The 20,041-nt window shown below is 43.5% G+C and carries 14 protein-coding genes; 7 read left to right on the forward strand and 7 right to left on the reverse strand.

The features are described from left to right. Positions 1-69: 69 nt before the first annotated feature. Complete coding sequence (locus tag MMO42_RS08950) at positions 70-3,537, reverse strand: indolepyruvate ferredoxin oxidoreductase family protein (protein WP_241320189.1); 3,468 nt, start codon at positions 3,535-3,537, stop codon at positions 70-72. A gap of 203 nt (positions 3,538-3,740) precedes the next feature. Here MMO42_RS08950 and MMO42_RS08955 point away from each other — a divergent pair, with 203 nt between their 5' ends. Next, on the forward strand, positions 3,741-4,679 hold the full coding sequence (locus tag MMO42_RS08955; RefSeq protein WP_032863155.1) for a LysR family transcriptional regulator: 939 nt from the start codon (positions 3,741-3,743) through the stop codon (positions 4,677-4,679). A 437-nt stretch (positions 4,680-5,116) separates the two neighbouring features. Here MMO42_RS08955 and MMO42_RS08960 read toward each other — a convergent pair whose 3' ends face one another. From MMO42_RS08960 to MMO42_RS08980, 5 genes are read right to left on the reverse strand one after another with little or no spacing between them, the layout of a single operon-like run. Beyond that, positions 5,117-6,019 (reverse strand): hydroxymethylglutaryl-CoA lyase, encoded by a 903-nt coding sequence (locus tag MMO42_RS08960; protein WP_241320191.1) that lies wholly within the window; start codon positions 6,017-6,019, stop codon positions 5,117-5,119. Further along, positions 6,016-8,007, reverse strand: coding sequence for an acetyl/propionyl/methylcrotonyl-CoA carboxylase subunit alpha (locus MMO42_RS08965; protein ID WP_241320192.1), 1,992 nt, complete (start codon positions 8,005-8,007; stop codon positions 6,016-6,018). Before MMO42_RS08965 ends, MMO42_RS08960 begins: the two co-directional genes overlap by 4 nt. A gap of 11 nt (positions 8,008-8,018) precedes the next feature. Further along, positions 8,019-8,822, reverse strand: a complete 804-nt coding sequence (locus tag MMO42_RS08970; protein ID WP_241320194.1) for an enoyl-CoA hydratase/isomerase family protein — start codon at positions 8,820-8,822, stop codon at positions 8,019-8,021. Positions 8,823-8,831: 9 nt separating this feature from the next. Then, the gene (locus MMO42_RS08975) at positions 8,832-10,433 is read right to left on the reverse strand and encodes a carboxyl transferase domain-containing protein (protein WP_241320195.1); all 1,602 of its coding nucleotides are present in this window, start codon (positions 10,431-10,433) and stop codon (positions 8,832-8,834) included. A 24-nt stretch (positions 10,434-10,457) separates the two neighbouring features. Then, positions 10,458-11,630: an isovaleryl-CoA dehydrogenase gene (locus MMO42_RS08980; RefSeq protein ID WP_159724688.1), complete on the reverse strand. Its 1,173-nt coding sequence runs from the start codon at positions 11,628-11,630 to the stop codon at positions 10,458-10,460. A 148-nt stretch (positions 11,631-11,778) separates the two neighbouring features. Between MMO42_RS08980 and MMO42_RS08985 the strand changes: the two genes are divergently transcribed. From MMO42_RS08985 to MMO42_RS09010, 6 genes are all read left to right on the forward strand, one after another. After that, positions 11,779-12,396 (forward strand): TetR/AcrR family transcriptional regulator, encoded by a 618-nt coding sequence (locus tag MMO42_RS08985; protein ID WP_241320196.1) that lies wholly within the window; start codon positions 11,779-11,781, stop codon positions 12,394-12,396. 113 nt (positions 12,397-12,509) lie between these two features. Continuing rightward, on the forward strand, positions 12,510-14,204 hold the full coding sequence (locus tag MMO42_RS08990) for an AMP-binding protein (RefSeq protein ID WP_241320198.1): 1,695 nt from the start codon (positions 12,510-12,512) through the stop codon (positions 14,202-14,204). An 87-nt stretch (positions 14,205-14,291) separates the two neighbouring features. Further along, entirely contained in the window at positions 14,292-15,284 is a 993-nt protein-coding gene (gene bioB, locus MMO42_RS08995) for a biotin synthase BioB (RefSeq protein ID WP_241320199.1), read from the forward strand. A gap of 24 nt (positions 15,285-15,308) precedes the next feature. Continuing rightward, on the forward strand, positions 15,309-16,061 hold the full coding sequence (locus MMO42_RS09000) for a class I SAM-dependent methyltransferase (protein ID WP_241320200.1): 753 nt from the start codon (positions 15,309-15,311) through the stop codon (positions 16,059-16,061). A gap of 248 nt (positions 16,062-16,309) precedes the next feature. Next, on the forward strand, positions 16,310-17,596 hold the full coding sequence (locus MMO42_RS09005; protein ID WP_241320202.1) for a DcaP family trimeric outer membrane transporter: 1,287 nt from the start codon (positions 16,310-16,312) through the stop codon (positions 17,594-17,596). Positions 17,597-17,680: 84 nt separating this feature from the next. Further along, positions 17,681-19,048 carry an MFS transporter gene (locus MMO42_RS09010; protein ID WP_241320204.1) on the forward strand — a complete coding sequence of 456 codons (1,368 nt, stop codon included), beginning with the start codon at positions 17,681-17,683 and terminating at the stop codon, positions 19,046-19,048. Between the two features lie 58 nt (positions 19,049-19,106). On the opposite strand, the gene MMO42_RS09015 is transcribed toward MMO42_RS09010, so the two are convergent. Continuing rightward, entirely contained in the window at positions 19,107-20,036 is a 930-nt protein-coding gene (locus MMO42_RS09015; RefSeq protein ID WP_241320205.1) for a LysR family transcriptional regulator, read from the reverse strand. Between the last annotated feature and the right edge of the window lie 5 nt (positions 20,037-20,041).

Genomic DNA, 20,041 nt, shown 5'->3' on the forward strand with positions numbered 1-20,041 from the left:
TTGTTAATCCGCTGACTGAACATATCTTTTGTTATTTAACATGCCCAGTCAGTGGTTTATTTGAAGATTTTAGTCTTTATTACTGAGCTCTTTTGATAGCTCATCCCAACGTTGATTTGCGCTTTGCATCGCTTGCATTTTGATATGACCAAATCCGCGTACTTCAGCAGGAAGCTCGGCAATTTGTTCTGCAATAGACAGGTTATAGCTATTGGGTGATGAAATGAGAGTTTCAACGAAGGCGATATAGCGGTCTCGCCATGCGTGCTCATGTTGGCGTTCTTGTTGACGTGCAAATGGATCAAGGAAGCTTTCGCGAAGCCATTGTAATCGAGCAAGCAACATCATTGGGAAACGCATCCAGTAACCAAAGATACGTTTGCGGACATTGGTGCCAAGTGTTGGTGGTGCAAGGTGGTAGGAAAGGCGCACACCACGTCCAAATTGTGACTCGATTGATTTTTTAAAGTTTGTACCAGTGAGCAAACGTGCCACTTCATACTCATCTTTATATGCCATCACACGATAGAGTTGCGTCGCTATCGTGATTGCCAATGCCTCAGGTAGTAATTTCGATACCTGTTCTAATAGCATACGGTATTGATTAGCATAGCTTTCATTCCAATAGTCTTGCAAGCGTGAAGTCCGATCATTGATGAGTTCAGGCAATGTCTGTGGTGCATTCTGTTTTGGCAAACTGTCGAGTAGGCGCTTCGCCAGATCTGGATCGTTTGCAAGATGGCAGCCTACGCGAAAAGCTTCCAGATTCTTTTCAACCGCCGTACCATTCAGTTGAATGGCTTTTTCAATACTCTCGCGCAATAATGGAATTTGACCTGATTGCCATGCCATCCCTAGCAAGAGCTGATTGGCAAAAATGGCATCGCCTAAGACTTCTGTGGCAATCCGTGCGGCAGGTAAGGAGACCAGTTTCCCTTGCTCGACACGACCACGAAGACGATTGATCAAGTCCGTAACTGGGGCAAACCAGTCACGCTTATTGATAAAGTCAGATGTAGGTGCACTATCTTCATTGACGAGCACCATCGCATCTTGTTTTAAGCGTGATAGCGCTGCATGACTGCCTGCCACAATTGCATCTACACCAATCAATAGGTCACATTGATGTTCAGGAATTTTGGTGGAAGAAATTTGACTATCGTCAGTCGCAACTTGAATATAGGAATAAACCGTACCGCCTTTTTGTGCTAGTCCTGCCATATCCATGACACGGGTCGCTTTTCCTTCTAAATGAGCTGCCATACCCAATAAAGCCCCGACAGTGACCACACCTGTTCCACCCACACCGCCGACCATAATACGACTTGGTGTATCGCCAAGTTGTGGAATTATTGGTCGTTCAGGCCAACCCGTAGCAAAACCTTCAAACTTGGCGGGACGTTTCATATCGCGTGTATGCACAGTGACAAAGCTTGGGCAGAAACCTTCTACACAGGTGAAATCTTTATTACAACTACTTTGGTTAATTTGACGCTTGGTGCCCAATGTCGTTTCTACTGGTTCAATCGACAGACAATTTGATTTTTTTGAACAATCGCCACAACCTTCACAGATATCGCTATTGATGTATAGACGTTCAGCTGGGTCTGGATACATATCGCGTTTACGACGGCGACGCTTTTCGCTGGCACAGGTTTGAACATAGATTAAAGCGGTGACGCCTGAAATATCACGCAATTCACGTTGCACGGTGTCTAAATCATTTCTATGTCGGATTTCTACATTGGGTGCAAGATGTTCTTCAGCATGAATTAATTCAGGTTCATCAGTCACAATGACCTGTTTTTTAATCCCTTCTGCATCAAGCTGACGGGTCAGTTGCGCCACACTCAAATGTCCATCCACATGCTGACCACCGGTCATGGCAACGGCATCGTTGTACAGAATTTTATAAGTGATATTGATATTGGCTGCGATGGCTTGTCGAATTGCCAAATAGCCTGAATGGAAGTAGGTTCCATCTCCGAGATTGGCAAAAATATGTTTTTCATTGGTAAAGTGCGATGCACCCGCCCAACTGACACCTTCACCGCCCATTTGCGAGAAAGTTTCTGTGCCACGATCCAGTGATACCGCAATATAGTGGCAACCGATGCCACCTAAGGCGCGACTGCCTTCTGGAACGACTGTGGAGGTATTATGCGGACAACCACTACAGAAATAAGGTTTACGCTCTGCCAGATCCAGCACGCGTCGTGACTCTTGTTCTGCTTTTTGCAATAAATCGATGCGATTCTGAATTTGTTGTCTTAAATTCCCAGGTAAATCGAGTTGTAGAAAACGTGCCGCCAGCATTTTGGCAATCGGTTCTGGTTGGAACTCGTAATGACCAATTAGCGGTGCTTCCTCGATGGAGGTACTCCATTCACCTTTCCCATGCGGTGCTTTGCCGATCACATGTGGACGTTGCTCATCAGGCAGGGAATACAGTTCATCCTTGATTTGTGATTCAAGAATAGGGCGTTTCTCTTCAACCACGATTAGCTCTTGCAAACCCTCAGCAAATTCGCGAATACCTTGAGGTTCTAAAGGCCAGATCAAGCCAACTTGGTAAACACGTAGCCCAAGCAGTTGTGCTGTTTCATTCTCAATGCCTAAAATGCGTAAGGCTTCAATGGTATCGAGATAGCCTTTGCCACTGGCAACAATCCCAATCTGGGCATTATCACATGGCCACGTGGTCTGATTGAGTTGATTGGCGCGTGCATAGGCCAATACTGCAGGTAAACGGTATTGATACAGGCGTTGTTCTTGTTGGATACCATGATCAGGCCAACGGATATGTAAACCATCGGCAGGTAAATCAACTTCTGGCAAAACAGGCGTGACACGATCTAGATCAACATTGACTGAAGCAGAGGTTTCAACAATTTCACTGACCAGTTTCATCGAGGTCCAAACACCAGCAAAGCGTGACATGGCAACTGCATGTACACCTAAATCGAGAATGTGTTGCACCGAAGTTGGATAGAAAATTGGAATACCGCAACCCATCATCACGTGTTCGGATTGATGTGGAACAGTCGAAGATTTACAGGAATGGTCATCACCAAATAAAGCAACTACGCCACTCTGTTCGGCGGTTCCTGCGAGGTTGGCATGACGCAATACATCGCCTGAACGATCTACACCAGGACCTTTACCATACCACCATGCAGTGACGCCATCATATTTTCCTTGACCTGCAAGGTTCGCCTGCTGCGTGCCCCAAATGGCCGTTGCCGCGAGGTCTTCATTAATACCGGGTTGAAACACGACATTGTGATCTTTAAGTATGCCTCCAATTTGCCAAAGGAAATTATCATAGTTACCGACAGGGGAACCACGATAGCCTGAAATAAAACCAGCGGTATGATACCCATTCTGTTCATCACGGCGTGTTTGTGCTAGAGGTAACCGAACCAGTGCCTGAATACCGCTCATATAGGCCGAACCGTCATCACTGATATATTTGTCGTCCAGTGATACATCCATAGTAGCGATCATTTTTGGAGTAACTTTTGTCGCTATATTCATTTATGTCTCCTTAGAATTGTATGTAGTTTTGACTACTTTCTTTTTTCAACATCCGGTTGAATATTTGGAGTAAGTACATCTAAAGAAAAAGATTGAGTGGCTGTATAACTTAAAAAAAGCTGCTCAATGTATGTACATATTTGTCATTGTGGTTGATCCAGACTGGTGCAACAATGCGTAATTTAGAAAAAGATATTTACGTTATGCGCAAAAATCTTGATGGTGGATTGTTACATGCGATGCATGCCTTCCTGAAAGTCATTGATAGCGGCAGTTTTACGGCTGCCGCGGAGCAGATGGAACTGACAACTGCGCAAGTTTCGCGATTAATTAGCGAATTAGAAGGGCGGTTAGGTACAAAACTACTACAACGATCAACTCGCCAACATGCCTTGACTGAAATTGGTGCAAACTATGCAGAGCAGTGTCGCCAAGTGCTGGCGATGGTAGAGGAATCCGAAGCACAGGCCATGGGGATGGCAACCAGACCACAAGGGCGGTTACGTGTACTGAGTATGGCCAGTTTCGGGCATCATTATTTGGCGCCGATGATGGCGGAATTTTGTCAAACTTATCCTGAACTTACGGTTGAATACCGAACCTCGCAAAACGTACCTGATCTTTTAGGTAAAGGTATTGATGTCAGCTTGTATTTGACTGAGTCCTTGGCAGATTCAAGATTTGTCGCGCGCCGAATTGGGACGATTTTTTCGGTGTTATGCGCTTCGCCTGCCTATCTGGAAAAACATGGTGAACCTCAATCACTGGATGATTTACAAACGCATGCCTGCTTACGTTTAGTCAATCCATCGATTACCCCACAATGGCATCTGGTCAGTGAAAACAGCTGTTCTTATCAGATTGATATCAATGGACCGTTGATTGCAGATACACCTGAATTGCTGCTGGATGTGGTACAGCAGGATATGGGCATTGCTTTATTGCCGACCTTCTCATCGATTGATGCGATTCGGGCAGGGCGATTACGCCGTATTTTACCTGCTTGGCGGTCACCTGATATTGGGGTTTATACTTTATTGCCATCACGTCATTTTGTGGATGCAAAAACAAGAGCATGGCTGGAGTGGGTCGAGCAGCATATTTCTCCAAAAATACAGCAAGATACGGATTATTTTTTATAAATTGGTTGTTGAATATATTATTTATCTGAATTTAATTATGTTTATTTTTAAACTATTAAGAATAAATAATTATGCCAGAGTCATGTAGTGCTCTCATCCTATTTTTAGAAATAACCACTACGTCTTGCACTTCAGTTGAAATATATTTCACCCTCGTTCAGGTTCGCCTTACTTTGGTTTCGCCCAAAGTAAGCAAAGGCATTGTCATCTACAAAACCTGTTCATTTCTTTCAATTAAATAGATGGATTGCAAAAACAGAATCTTACAGATATCACGCAGGTTGTAGATGACGTCTCCGAGTATCATATAACTACAACAAACCTGTGTTGTTCAAATAAACAATGAAACAAGAGAAAAATGTCTGGTGATCAGTTTTGTGAGTTTAAAAGTGATCTTTGATTCACCAGATTACAGTTAAGAGTTATATTTGAGTTGTTTAGATACAACGGCTTTGCCAATACGCATTGGCATAATTCGATAAGCTTTTTCGGTTAAGTACATGACTGATATTTTGGCTGGCTTGCATCAGTTTTTCTAAATTGATTCCTGTCTCAAAGCCCATATGCGAGAGCAAATAGAACAGATCTTCGGTGGCTACATTACCTGAAGCCCCTTTGGCGTAAGGGCATCCACCCAAACCAGCCAGCGAAGAATCAAATACACGAATGCCTTGCTGTAAAGATTGATGAATATTGGCAATCGCCATGCCATAAGTATTATGAAAATGTCCTGCCAAAACCTTACTGTCGAGTTCAGCCAGACAAGCTTGCCAGACTTTTGCGACACGATCTGGTGTGGCTGTACCAATGGTTTCACCCAAAGATACTTCATAACAACCCATGTCATAGAGCCGTTTAACCACTTTCAGCACTTGCTCAGGTGCAATCGCACCTTCATAAGGGCAATCGACAATACAAGAAACATAACCACGGACACGGATGTTCTGCGCTTTGGCTGCGGTCATCACATCGCTAAATTTTTCAAAACTTTCATCAATCGAGCAATTAATATTTTTACGGGTAAAGCTTTCAGAAGCTGCAGTAAATACCGCAACCTCTTTGCATCCTACAGCTTGAGCAGTTTCAAAACCTTTGATATTGGGGGTAAGCAGACTAAATTGCACAACGGTCGTTTGGGGTAATTGTTTAAATAGCTCATCACTCTGCGCCATTTGCGGTACCCATTTTGCAGATACACAGGAGCCGACTTCAATCGATTTCAAGCCAGCATTAACCAAATCGTGAATAAAGTTTAAACGTTGTTGGACGGTCAAAGCCTGTTTTTCATTTTGCAGGCCATCACGCGGACCGACCTCCACGATTTTGACAAATTCACTCATGCAACTTCCTCCTGCGCAGGTTGAAATTCCACCAGTTCATCGCCAGCTTTGACCTGATCACCCACTTGGAAATAGGAATCCACAATCACACCATCTTGTGGTGCGCGAATGGTGTATTCCATTTTCATGGCTTCAAGCGTCATTAAGATATCGTCTTTCTTGACGTTATGATTTGCACTGACCAGCACTTGGGTCACCACACCTGGCATCGGTGCTTTAAGATGACCTTGATCCGCTTGGCTATCCACTTGATTATAATCTTGGCGAATATAAGCAAATTTATGACTTTGTCCGCTATGGAACAGCGTGATGCCTTGCGTGCTTTGGTTGAAGGCTAGTTTTTGTTGTGTGCCATTGATATGGATCTCAGCTGTATGCGCATCTAGCAATTGTCCTGAAATAGGGTAGCTCTTCCCATTATATTCAGCATTAAAGCCTTGTTCAGCCGAGCTAATTTTGATTTGAATGCTCTGATCTAAATAGTTCAGTTTAATGATTTGTTGGAAAGCAATATTTAAACGCCATAACGGTTGTGCTTGCCATAATTGTTTTTGGCTAGAACGATTGTTGTTAAGTTTGCTCAGGAATTCGATAAAGGCTGTGCTAACCACCAACTCAGGCTTAATCTGTTCTGGATGGAACAGAAAATCTTGTTCACGTTGGATTAGGTTGGTATCTAATTTGGCTTGTTTGAATGAGTCGCTACTAACAATTTTTTCCAAAAAGGCAATGTTATTACCTAGACCATCGACGTGGAATTGACTGAGTGCATGTTGCATTTGAATCAAAGCCGCTTCACGGTTTTTACCCCAAACGATCAGTTTGGCAATCATTGGATCGTAGTAGGTGGTGATTTCATCACCTTCAACGATACCACTGTCGACACGGACGAATTGGTTTTGCGTTGGGTAATGTAAATAGTCAATTTTGCCGATGGCAGGTAAAAAGCCCTTTTCGGGTTCTTCTGCATAAATACGTGCTTCGAGCGCATGACCATGAATCTGTAATTGATGTTGCAGTTTCGGTAAAGGTTCACCATCTGCGACGCGTAGTTGCCATTCTACAAGGTCTTCACCTGTAATCATTTCAGTAACAGGATGTTCGACTTGCAGACGGGTATTCATTTCCATGAAATACGCGGTTCCATCTTGCTCCACAATAAACTCAACCGTACCCGCGCCGACATAGTCCACCGCACGGGCAGCATCAATCGCTGCTTGGCGCATGGCATCCAGTTTTTCGCTTGGCATTTGTGGTGCAGGGGCTTCTTCGAGTACTTTTTGGTGGCGGCGTTGTACCGAACAATCACGTTCAAATAAATGCACATAGTTACCATGTGTATCGCCAAACACTTGCACTTCAATATGTCGCGGTTGAATTACATAGCGTTCAATCAACACATCGTCATTACCAAAGCTCGATTTGGCTTCACGTTTACATGAGGCTAAGGCATGCAGGAAATCTTCACTACGCTCAACCAGACTCATGCCTTTACCACCACCACCAGCACTGGCTTTAATTAAAACAGGGTAGCCAATTTGGTCTGCCTGTTGCTTTAAAAAGTCGGCCTCTTGATTGGTCCCGTGATAGCCAGGGGTTAATGGCACACCTGCTTTTTCCATCAAGGCTTTAGAGGTGGCTTTTAAGCCCATCGCTAAAATCGCATCGACGGGTGGGCCAATAAAGCAAATGTTGTGTTGTTGGCAAGCGAGTGCAAATTGATCATTTTCTGAAAGAAAACCATAGCCTGGGTGAATCGCTTGGCTGCCTGTATCAATCGCCGCCTGAATAATACGCTCTACCTGTAAATAACTTTGCGTGGCAGGGGACTGACCAATATAAATGGCTTCATCTGCAAGTTTGACGTGTTGTGCATTGGCGTCTGCATCAGAATATACCGCAACCGTTGCAATACCGAGTTTTTTTGCGGTACGAATCACGCGGCAGGCAATCTCGCCACGGTTCGCAATTAAAATCTTTTCAAACATGATGATCGTCCTTAATTGTTGTTATTCGAGTGAGAAACCCATGCAGGCTGTTGTTTATTTAAAAAGGCATTCAGTCCTTCTTTGGCTTCGCTGCCCTGACGAACTTGAGCAATATGTTGTGCCGTCTGTTGCAGCAAGTCATTGCTCATGGTCTGGTTGCTCACCATTTGAATCAGTTGTTTTGATGCCGCCTGAGCCTGCGGGCCACCAAGTAACAGGGCATCAATAATTTCTTGAACTTTCTGGTCTAAGTCTTCTGCATCTGCCACTTCATGTGCCAAGCCAATAGATTTGGCTTCACGCGCAGAAATCCGTTCTGCGGTTAAGAAGTAGCGCGAAGCCTGTCGTGCTCCAATCGCACCAATTACATAGGGACTGATAGTCGAAGGGGCAAGACCTAAACGGACCTCAGACGTTGCAAATTTAGCATCGGTACTGGCAATACAAATATCACAGGCCGATGCCAAACCCATGCCACCACCAAAGGCAATGCCATGCACACGAGCAAGCGTCGGTTGCTTTAAGGTCGCGAGTGCATTCAGCATTTGTGCAAGTTTTAAAGCATCGGCTTCATTTTCTGCTGAGGAAGCTTGACCTGCCTGTTTCATCCAGTTCAGATCAGCACCTGCCGAGAAGCTTTTACCTCGTCCAGCCAAGACCACCACACGGATATCATCACGCGTATTTAAGCTGTTAAAGCAAGTATGTAATTCTTCAATCACTGTGGTATTAAAGGCATTGTGCAGTTCTGGGCGATTCAGCCAAACATAGGCAACTTGACCTTGTTGTTCCAGTTGTAAAAATTGATAGCTCATAGACACCTCTTACATGCGGAACACGCCAAATTTGGTTGGCTGAATGGGTGCATTGAGCGCTGCAGCAAGGCTCAGACCAAGCACATGACGGGTTTGAGCAGGGTCAATGACACCGTCATCCCAAAGACGGGAAGAGGCATAATACGGATGGCCTTGATGCTCATATTGTTCACGGATCGGTTGTTTAAATTGATCTTCTTCCTGTGCTGACCACTGTGCACCTTTTTGCTCAATCTGATCACGTTTTAAAGTTGAAAGGACACTAGCAGCCTGTTCACCACCCATCACTGAAATACGGGAGTTTGGCCATGTCCATAAAAAGCGTGGCGAGTAAGCGCGGCCACACATGCCATAGTTACCTGCACCAAACGAACCACCAATAATCAGGGTCAGTTTAGGTACATTGGCTGTCGCAACCGCCATCACCAATTTGGCACCATTTTTTGCAATGCCTTCATTTTCGTATTGACGACCCACCATAAAGCCAGTGATGTTTTGGATAAATAACAATGGAATATTGCGTTGGGTACACAGCTCAATAAAATGTGCCCCTTTTTGTGCAGACTCGGAAAAGAGAATCCCGTTATTGGCAATGATGCCGACGGGCATACCGTAAAGCGAAGCAAAACCAGTAATGAGGGTTGAGCCAAAACGGGCTTTAAACTCATCAAAGCGTGAACCATCGACAATACGTGCAATGACTTCACGTACATCGAAAGGTTTACGTGCATCACTTGGAACAACGCCATAAAGTTCCGATGCATCAAATAGCGGCTCATCGATTTGCTTATTTAATGCGGTTGGTTTTTTATTCAGATTGGCAACGATGTTACGTGCAATTGCTAGCGCATGTTCATCATTTTCAGCCAAATGATCCGCAACCCCTGAAAGACGGGTATGGACATCACCCCCCCCTAAATCTTCACTGGTGACCACTTCGCCAGTGGCTGCTTTTACCAAGGGAGGGCCACCCAGAAAAATCGTACCTTGATTACGCACAATAATGGTTTCATCTGACATGGCAGGGACGTAAGCACCGCCAGCGGTACAACTACCCATCACCACCGCAATTTGGGCAATCCCTTGGCTCGACATCCGCGCCTGATTATAGAAAATACGCCCGAAATGATCTCGATCAGGGAATACCTCATCTTGCATCGGTAAAAAAGCACCCCCTGAATCCACCAGATAAATACACGGCAAGTGATTTTGCTCGGCAATTTCCTGTGCACGTAAATGCTTTTTCACTGTGAGCGGATAATAGGTGCCACCTTTGACGGTTGCATCATTGGCGACGATCATGCAGGTCACACCATTGACTTGGCCGATGCCAGCAATCACACCCGCAGCAGGAATATCATCTTCATAAACCTTATAAGCAGCCAATTGTCCAATTTCTAAAAAAGCTGTGCCGACATCAATTAGTTGATCAATACGATCACGTGGTAATAATTTGCCTCGGGCTAAGTGTTTTTGTCGGGCATTTTCTCCGCCACCTAACGCTACTTTTTGAGCCACTTGTTTCAGATCGCTGACCAATGTTTGCATGGCGTGTTGATTGGTTTTGAAGTCTTCACTTCGCACATTAATTTTGCTGTGTAATTGGTTCATAAGCTGCATCCTGATTTATGGTTATTATTTGGTTTCATTAAACAGTTCGCGGCCAATCAGCATGCGGCGAATTTCTGAAGTTCCTGCACCAATTTCATAAAGTTTGGCATCGCGCCATAAGCGACCTGCCGAGAATTCATTGATATAACCATTACCACCGAGGGTTTGAATGGTTTCTCCTGCCATCCATGTGGCTTTTTCTGCGGCATATAAAATGGCACTGGCTGCATCTTTACGTAAGCTGCGGTCATGGTCAGCTTTGTCACAGGCTGCGCCAACCGCATAAACCAAGGCTTTACAAGCGAGCCAAGTGGAATACATATCTGCCAGTTTGCCTTGCATCAATTGGAATTCACCCAAGGCCTGACCGAATTGTTCACGTTCATGTAAGTAGGGAATCACCACATCTAGGCAAGCATCCATAATGCCCAAAGGACCTGCACTTAGGACCGCGCGTTCATAATCCAGACCACTCATCAGTACTTTGGCGCCGTTGCCAACACCACCGAGTACGTTTTCAGCAGGGACTTCAACATTGTCAAAAAATAGCGGATAAGTGTTGGAACCACGCATACCAAGCTTGTCTAAATGCTTGCCATGACTAAAGCCTGGCATGTCTTTTTCGATCAGGAAGGCCGTCATGCCTTTGGCACCTGCATGTGGATCGGTTTTGGCATAAACCACCAATACATCAGCATCACCACCATTGGTGATCCACATTTTTGAACCATTTAAAACAAAGTGATCGCCTTTTTGTTCAGCACGCAGCTTCATACTCACGACATCAGAACCTGCATTCGGTTCAGACATTGCCAAAGCACCAACAAAGTCGCCTGAAATCAGCTTGGGTAAATATTTCTGTTTTTGTTGCTCACTGCCATTGCGGTTAATCTGGTTAATACACAAGTTAGAATGTGCACCGTAAGAAAGACCAATAGAGGCGGATGCGCGTGAAATTTCTTGTAGCACAATGATATGCGCCAAATAGCCGAGATTGGTGCCGCCATATTCTTCAGAAACAGTTAAGCCCATGAGTCCCATGTCACCAAATTTCTTCCAGAGATGGGCTGGGAATATATTGTCTTGATCAACTTGCTGAGCAATTGGTGCAATTTCTTTGGCACAAAATGCAGCAACTGAATCTTGTAGAGCAATTAACGTTTCATCCAGACCAAAATTCAAGCTACGTAGGTTCATTGTGTTGTCATCCCATTGGTTATATTTGTTGTTCCATTAAGCGTTGTTGTATGTGCTTATGAACTACCTTACAATGAATTTTTAAAAAAGTGAATAGAGATTCATAAAATGATTTACAATTCACTTTATTTGTTAGAGAATAAAATTTATGAGCTATAAACGATCAACTTTAATGCAGGAGCGGATGGAACAAAATCGCAAATCGATTTTGAGTTCAGCCAGAAAATTAATTTCAGAAGGAGGATTCAAAGACGCACAGATACAAACCATTGCTGAGCAAGCAGGAGTCTCAAGTGGTTTGGTTTATCGCTACTTTGACAATAAAAGTCAGGTACTGATTGAAGTCTTGTCAGAAGCCATCAACACCGAGTTGTTGGTGATTGATGCCATTACAGAAAGTGATCTGACCGCGCAACAGAAGTTGCATAAAGCAGTTGCAACCTTTGTCAAACGGGCACTCAACAGCCCGCAGTTGGCCTATTCACTGATGTTTGAACCTGTGGATTCAAGTGTGGAACATGAGCGTTTTCGGGTAAAGCAGCTGATGAAACAAAGTATTAAAAAAATCCTTGCAGATGGAAATGCAAGTGGCGAGTTTGTTTTGGATGACTTAAACATAACCGCCATGTGTGTGGTTGGGGCAATGACCTATGTGGTGGTTGAACCTTTAGACCCTGCTCAAAATACCAAGTTTGATCAGACGCACAAAGACTATTTTTCTAAACAGATTGCTGACTTTTGTGTGGATGCAGTACAGAAAAAGTAGGGCAGACAGAACGGTTTAACATCACAACAATAGGCAGTTTGAAGAGTAGTTGCAGTCACAACAATTAGATCAGGTAAGAACAGAATTAAAAAAGAATCAAGGAGAATGATTCAATGCAACACGTACGGTTAAGCTATGCCTCTGGAACCAGCTCACAGCCCCTGTTGGGGATGACGATTGGAGATAAATTTGATCAAGCCTGCCAGCAATATGCTGAGCAAGAGGCGATTGTCAGTTCACATCAGAACCGACGCTTAAGCTATAAAGCGCTACAGCATGAAGTGAATGCGTTTGCCTGTAGTCTGCTCAAGCTCGGTTTGAAAAAAGGGGATCGCTTGGCGATCTGGTCGCCGAATTGTGTGGAATGGACCGTGACCCAATTTGCCGCGTTTAAAGCTGGCATTATTTTGGTGAATCTGAATACCGCCTATAAAAGTCATGAACTGGAATATGTACTCAATAAAGTCTCCTGCAAAGGCTTGATCATTGCCTCACAGTTCAAGACTACAGATTATCAAGAATTACTCACTAAGATTGCACCTGAGCTGACATCTAGTTCCGATAAAGTGCTCCATTCAGCCCGTTTACCACATTTAAAATATGTGATCAAAATTGATGAGCAGCAACATACCGGTATCCATCGTTTTCGTGATTTACTCGAAACGCCGAATCAATCTCAGCTTGATGAGTTACAGCGCTTAGCCAAGCAGTTGCAGTTTGATGAAACTATCAATATTCAATTTACTTCAGGCACAACAGGCAATCCGAAAGGAACCATGTTGACCCACCATAACATCCTGAATAATGGTTATTTTGTCGGTGAAGGGATTGGCTTAACGCCCCAAGATCGCGTCTGTATCTCAGTGCCATTATTCCATTGTTTCGGCATGGTGATGGGCAATCTGGCCTGTATTACCCATGGTGCTACCATGGTTTATCCTGCGTCCGTGTTTAATCCCTTGGAAAGCTTAAAAACCATTGAGCAGGAAAAATGTACGGCGGCTTATGGTGTGCCGACCATGTTTATTGCCATTTTGGAACATGAGCAATTTGCCGAATTTGATTTGAGCAGTTTGCGTACCGGTATCATGGCAGGCAGCCCATGTCCGAGAGAAATCATGCAGCGTGTGATTGACCGCATGCATATGTCAGAAATTACCATCTGTTATGGCATGACCGAAACCTCTCCAGTCAGTGTGCAAAGTTATATTGATGATTCAATTGATAAACGAGTCAGCACGGTGGGGCATGTTCATCCACATTTGGAAGTTAAAATTGTTGATTTAGAGGGTGAAATCGTTCCGCTAGGGACACTCGGTGAACTTTGTGTACGTGGCTATTCAGTCATGGCTGGGTATTGGGATGAGCCTGAAAAAACCAAAGAAGTCATCGACGCAGCAGGCTGGATGCACACGGGTGATATTGCTGAAATGGACGCTGAAGGCTTTGTCAAAATCAAAGGCCGAATTAAAGATGTGGTCATTCGCGGGGGAGAAAATCTGTTTCCAAAAGAAATCGAAGACTTTTTATATACCCATCCCGATGTCTGCGATGTGCAAGTGATTGGTTTGCCCGACATGCGTTATGGTGAAGAGCTCTGTGCCTGCATCATTTTACACGAGCATCATCAAAGCAATGAAGACAGTATCCGAAGTTTCTGCAAAGAGCATATTTCACATAATAAAGTGCCACGTTACGTTAAATTTTTTGCTGAGTTCCCGATGACCGCATCAGGCAAAGCACAGAAATTTAAATTGCAGGAAATCATGCGGGCAGAGCTGAATTTGACTGCTGAAATTTTTGATTAAAAACGTATTCCTCCTTTGTACATTGAGATTGAGGAGGAGCTTTGATGTCGTGGTTGTTATCTAAACATAGGATGTCAGGATCAAGAAATGAAGATTAGAAATGATTGGTCACGTGCGGAAATACAGGCTGTGTATGAGCAGCCTTTTTTAGATTTGCTGTTTCAGGCACAACAGTTACACCGACAATATTTTGCTGCGAATAGTATTCAGGTCAGTACTTTGCTCTCTATTAAGACTGGCAAATGCCCCGAAGATTGCAAGTATTGTTCGCAATCAGCGCGTTATGATTCAAAACTGGAAGCAGAAAAACGCGTTGCAGTGGAGAAAGTCATTCAAGAGGCACAAAAATCCAAGGCTTCAGGCGCATCTCGTTTTTGTATGGGTGCCGCATGGCGCAATCCGCATGAGCGCGATATGCCTTATGTATTGGACATGGTGCGTGAGGTCAAAGCTTTAGGACTGGAAACCTGTATGACCTTGGGCATGTTGAATGCTTCTCAGGCGGAGCGTTTAAAAGAGGCTGGTCTGGATTATTACAACCATAATCTGGATACTTCGCGGGAATATTATTCCCATATTATCAGCACCAGAACCTTTGATGATCGACTGGATACACTAGAGCATGTTCGTCAGGCAGGGTTGAAAGTCTGTAGCGGTGGTATTGTCGGTTTAGGTGAAAGTCGTGAGGATCGGATTGGTCTTTTACATGAACTGGCAACTTTGCCACTACATCCTGAGTCTGTACCAATTAATATGCTGGTCCCGATCGAAGGGACACCTTTGGCTCAGGTGGAGAAACTGGATGTAACGGAATGGATTCGGACCATTGCTGTAGCACGATTGCTTATGCCGCAAAGTTACATTCGACTTTCGGCTGGGCGCGAAGCATTAACCGATTCCGATCAAGCCTTGGCATTTATGGCCGGTGCTAATTCTATTTTTTCAGGTGAAAAACTGTTAACCACTGCCAATGCCGGTGAAAGTCGTGACCAAGCTTTATTTCAAAAACTAGGCTTAAAAATAGAAGCAAGCAAACCTTCTATAAAGCAGTTATCAGTTGATGCGATGCTAACCGTTTAAAGCTTTTTAAAAGTAGAGGATCAAATGGCGAAAGATTTTAATAGTCAGAAAGTGGTGGAACGCTATGATGATCATATCCGCCGACTGATTCCAGGTTATGAGCTGATGCATCAACAAGTCGATGCTCTTTTACAGTCGGTTCTAAGTTCTGATGCACAGATTTTAATTGTCGGTTGTGGCACAGGCTATGAACTTGAATATTTATTGAATAGGCATCCGACTTGGACATTTAAGGCTGTTGATCCTTCTTTAGGCATGTTGCAGAAAGCACAAGCACTGATTCAGCAGCTTGGACAGTCAGAGCGTGTGCAATTCATTCATGGAGAAACAGCAGCATTGCCGACACAGCCAAAATTTGATGCGGCACTGTCGATCTTGGTTGCGCATTTTGTTCCACACGAGCTGAAATCAGATTTTTTTGCAGAGATTTCAAAGCGCTTAAGAGCCAAAGGACTTCTAATTACTTACGATCTAATGGCAGTTGAAAATCCTCAACAATTTAAAGCCTTGCCACTGCTATGTCAAAGCAATGGCTTAAGTGTAGAACAGAGCCAAGCCATGATGGAGCGTTTAGGACAAGACTTTTTTACGCTCTCTTTTGACGATTATCAGCAACTGCTTCAGCGTACAGGTTTTGAACAGGTACATTGTTTTAGCCAAGTGTTAACGTATCAAGGACTGATTGCCCAGAAAAAGCAGGATGAAGTATTGAGCTTGCCAGATTTTGATAATGCGGTGCTTACTCAACAAGGAATTCAACAGAAAATACCAATTTAATATTTAGTTTAAAAAACGTTTTTTAACAGTGGCCCATATCGCTGCTGCTAGGCTTCGCTGTCTTGAAAAAAAGTCAAAGTGAACGAAAGTAGATTGAAAATAGGAGGTGAAGATTAAATAAATCAATGGTTTGAAGTTTTTAGAATAAAAAATGTGATGTGGTACTTCTGTACGACAAAGGATAAAACACAAACAAAGAATGATCTTAAAACGGTATTTAAGATCAGTTGAAAAGGAAATTGATTTGAATGAAAAATTTTATTTTAACGGTACAAAAAAGCATGTTGGCTGTGGGTGTTTTAACGGCCATGTCCTCTGCTTATTCGGGAACTGAAAGTGCTGAAATTGCCCAGCTCCGACAGGAGGTTCAAGAGTTGCGAGCGATGCTGCAACAGTATGTAAAGCAGCCTGTTCCGGCCCAGTCTATGGCTCCAGTCACCGTAGCTGCTACGCCGCAAGTGGCTGAAACACAGGCGCCAAAACTGAATATCAGTAAAGCGGGAGCAGAAGTTAGTTTATATGGCTATATCCGTGCCGATGCTTCTTATCAGGCCAAAGGTGCATCGACCATGTATAACAATATCAGTGGCGTACCATTGGAACATACTGCCGAGGAAGCTCAACAAAAAGATCGTTTGCATTCAACGGTTAACGTCACCCGTTTAGGTTTGAATTTTAAAACGCCGACAGCCGCTGGCGATGTGGGTGGCAAGTTGGAAATGGATTTCTTTGGTGGCAGCACACGCGATCAATTCCGTATTCGCCATGCATATTTAACCTTTGATAAATGGTTGATTGGTCAGACTTGGTCCACTTTTATTGCCCCTGAATATTATCCAGAAACGATTGATGCTGGGACTTATGTTGGTGGCGCATTACAACGCTCACCATTGGTTCGTTATAGCGACAATCTATCAGCCAATACCAGTTTTGCTGTGGCGATTGAGGATCCAAAATATACCGCAACTTCAGACCCTGATAATGAAATGCGTTTGCCTGCTTTGGTGGGCCGATTGAATCATAAATTTGAGAATGGTTCCTTGTTGTCTGGCCGAACCTTTATGGCTGAGAAAAAAACCAGTAATGACGAAGAATGGGCATGGGGTGTGGGGCTAGGGGGTAAATATCAGTTAACGCCACAAACCTTCTTAAAAGCGGACTATTACCATGTCAAAGGTGATGGTCGTTTTCTATTATGGACCAATAACAGTTATGTGATTGATGATAAGAACCATATTCAGAGCAATGAATTCGATACCATTTCAGCAGGTCTGACTCATCAATTTAATTCACAGCTTCGCTCAACCTTGGGTTATGGCTATATGAAAGCTAAAGATGACAATACTTTTGCCCAAATCCAAAAAACTAACCTGACTCAAAATAAAGAGCTTTGGCAAGGTTGGATCAATGCTATGTACAACCCGTATAAACCCATTACTTTGGGCGTGGAATACGTCTATGGCGAGCGTGAAACTTTTGAGGGGCGTAAAGGAATTGATAACCGCTTCAATATGATGGCGAGTTACGACTTTTAATTGAGACCTTGAATAATCTGTTTTTTCTTTAGGGTGCAGTATGTCGTTTTAAACAAGAATTTATCTCATAGAGGAGATGATTAAATGGCAACATCGACGTTGAATGTCAATGCAATTATTGACCAAGCAAAATTTACCCCTTTTCACTGGAGCATTCTGCTTTGGTGCTTACTCATTATTATTTTTGACGGTTATGATCTGGTCATTTACGGTGTGGTTTTACCCGTATTGATGCAGGAGTGGTCACTCACAGCAGTACAGGCGGGTATGCTGGCCAGTACAGCCTTATGTGGAATGATGTTTGGTGCCATGCTATTCGGGGCTTTGGCAGATAAAATTGGTCGCAAAAATGTGATCTTGATTTGTGTGACTTTCTTTAGTGGTTTTACCTTTTGGGGTGCATTTGCCTCTACTCCGTTTGAGTTCGGTCTTTTACGCTTTTTAGCAGGTTTGGGGATTGGCGGCGTTATGCCAAACCTTGTGGCTTTAACCTCTGAATATGCGCCAAAGCGGATGCGCAGTACTTTGGTGGGGAGTATGTTTAGCGGTTATGCCATTGGCGGGATTATTTCAGCGCTGTTAGGAAGCTATCTGGTGGAAAGCCAAGGTTGGCAAATCATGTTCTTGATTGCTGGCATCCCATTATTGCTGTTACCGATTTTATGGAAATTCTTACCTGAGTCACTGACCTTTTTAGTAAAAAGTGGCAAGACTGAACAAGCCTATGCCATTATCCAAAAAATCTCACCAGATCAGGCATTAAGTACTGATACACGCTTATGTTTGAATGACGATAATCTGAGTACAGGCAGTTCTGCAAAAGCCTTATTTCAGCATGGCCGTGCTTTGAGTACCTTGATGTTTTGGCTATTATTCTTTATGTGTTTGCTGATGGTTTATGCATTGAGCAGTTGGCTACCAAAACTGATGTTGGCAGCGGGTTATTCATTAGGAAAAAGTATTTTATTCCTACTGGCATTAAATGTCGGTGCTATGATTGGGGCAATCCTAGGTGGAATCCTCTCCGATAAATTCCATTTAAAACCCGTAATTTTAACTATGTTTGTAGCAGGGGTATTTGCACTGGTTGGACTCGGCTATAACTCTCCAGCCTACATTTTATATGGCTTGGTGACGATTGCAGGTGCTGCAACCATTGGGACTTCAATCCTGCTGTACAGTTATGTAGCACAATACTATCCCTTAAGTGTACGCTCGACAGGGATCGGCTGTGCTTCTGCGGTTGGGCGGATTGGCGCTATCGTTGGGCCGATCTTAACTGGCATGCTACTGACTTTAGGCTTACCACATAAACTAAATTTTGTGATGATTGCCATACCAGCCATCATTGCAATTTTTGCGGTACTGATGCTGAAGCAGCATGAATCTGATAACGGCAGTAAAAGCACGGTGAATTCAGCATCGAACATTGCCGAGACTGGTGAAGCATAGTCATCATCATTATTTATACAAGAAAGTCGATGGGCTCAGTTCATCGACTTTGTATTCCTTAGCTTGACGAAGTCAAGGGCATGATTCTGGTTTTTAAAATGTTCATAAAGGTTTTTAAAATCATATTGTAGTTTTTGCCTTTGTGGGTGATCAGGCAAATCGGGGTACTGTAATGCATCACATCCTGTAAAATAGGCTGCATCAAACCATCTTCCGCCCATTTCTTGGCATAATGATCGGGTAAAAAACCAAGAAATTTCCCTGTTAAGATCAGAAAGGCAATGCCTTCACGGTCAGTTGCGGTGGCTGAACAGTCTAGTAATTGGTGTAATTGGGTTGCTTCAGCAGTAATCGCATAGTTAGGTAAAACAGCCTGCCAGTTTTTTAAATCCGCTGTATTGATTTCACCTAAATGTTGAAATAGCGGATGGTTCTTGCCGCAATACAGAAAAGATTTTTCACGATATAAATCAAAATAATTCAGCCCAGATAGAGGTGTAACCAAAGGAATCGCACCGGCATGTAAGCGATTGTCTAAAACACGACATTCAATATCAGACAAGGTGCTCATGCTGATATTAATCACAACTTCTTTGTTTTCTTCCGCCAATACAGCAAGGGTATTGGTAATATAAGCGCTGGGCATAGTCACCAAATTGTTGATAATCCCGATATTAAACTCACCTTTGAGCTGATTGTGCATTTGATTGATTTTGGCACGAAAGTCTTCAATCGAAGCACTAAGCACTTCGATATATTCCAGAATTTCCCGACCCTCATCTGTTAAAGCAAAGCCTGCTCGACCTCGTTGACACAGGCGGATACCAAGCCGATTTTCCAGATCACTCATATGCAGACTAATCGCAGAGCGGCTGATTCCAAGGATGCTTTCAGCAGAGCTAAAGCTGTGGCAGTCACACACTGTTTTAAATATTTTTAGTAATTTTATATCAAAATCAGTCACTTGATTTAATTTTTTCGGTTTCATTTAGT

This window comes from Acinetobacter sp. ANC 3882 (assembly GCF_022549545.1).
Taxonomy (GTDB): domain Bacteria; phylum Pseudomonadota; class Gammaproteobacteria; order Pseudomonadales; family Moraxellaceae; genus Acinetobacter.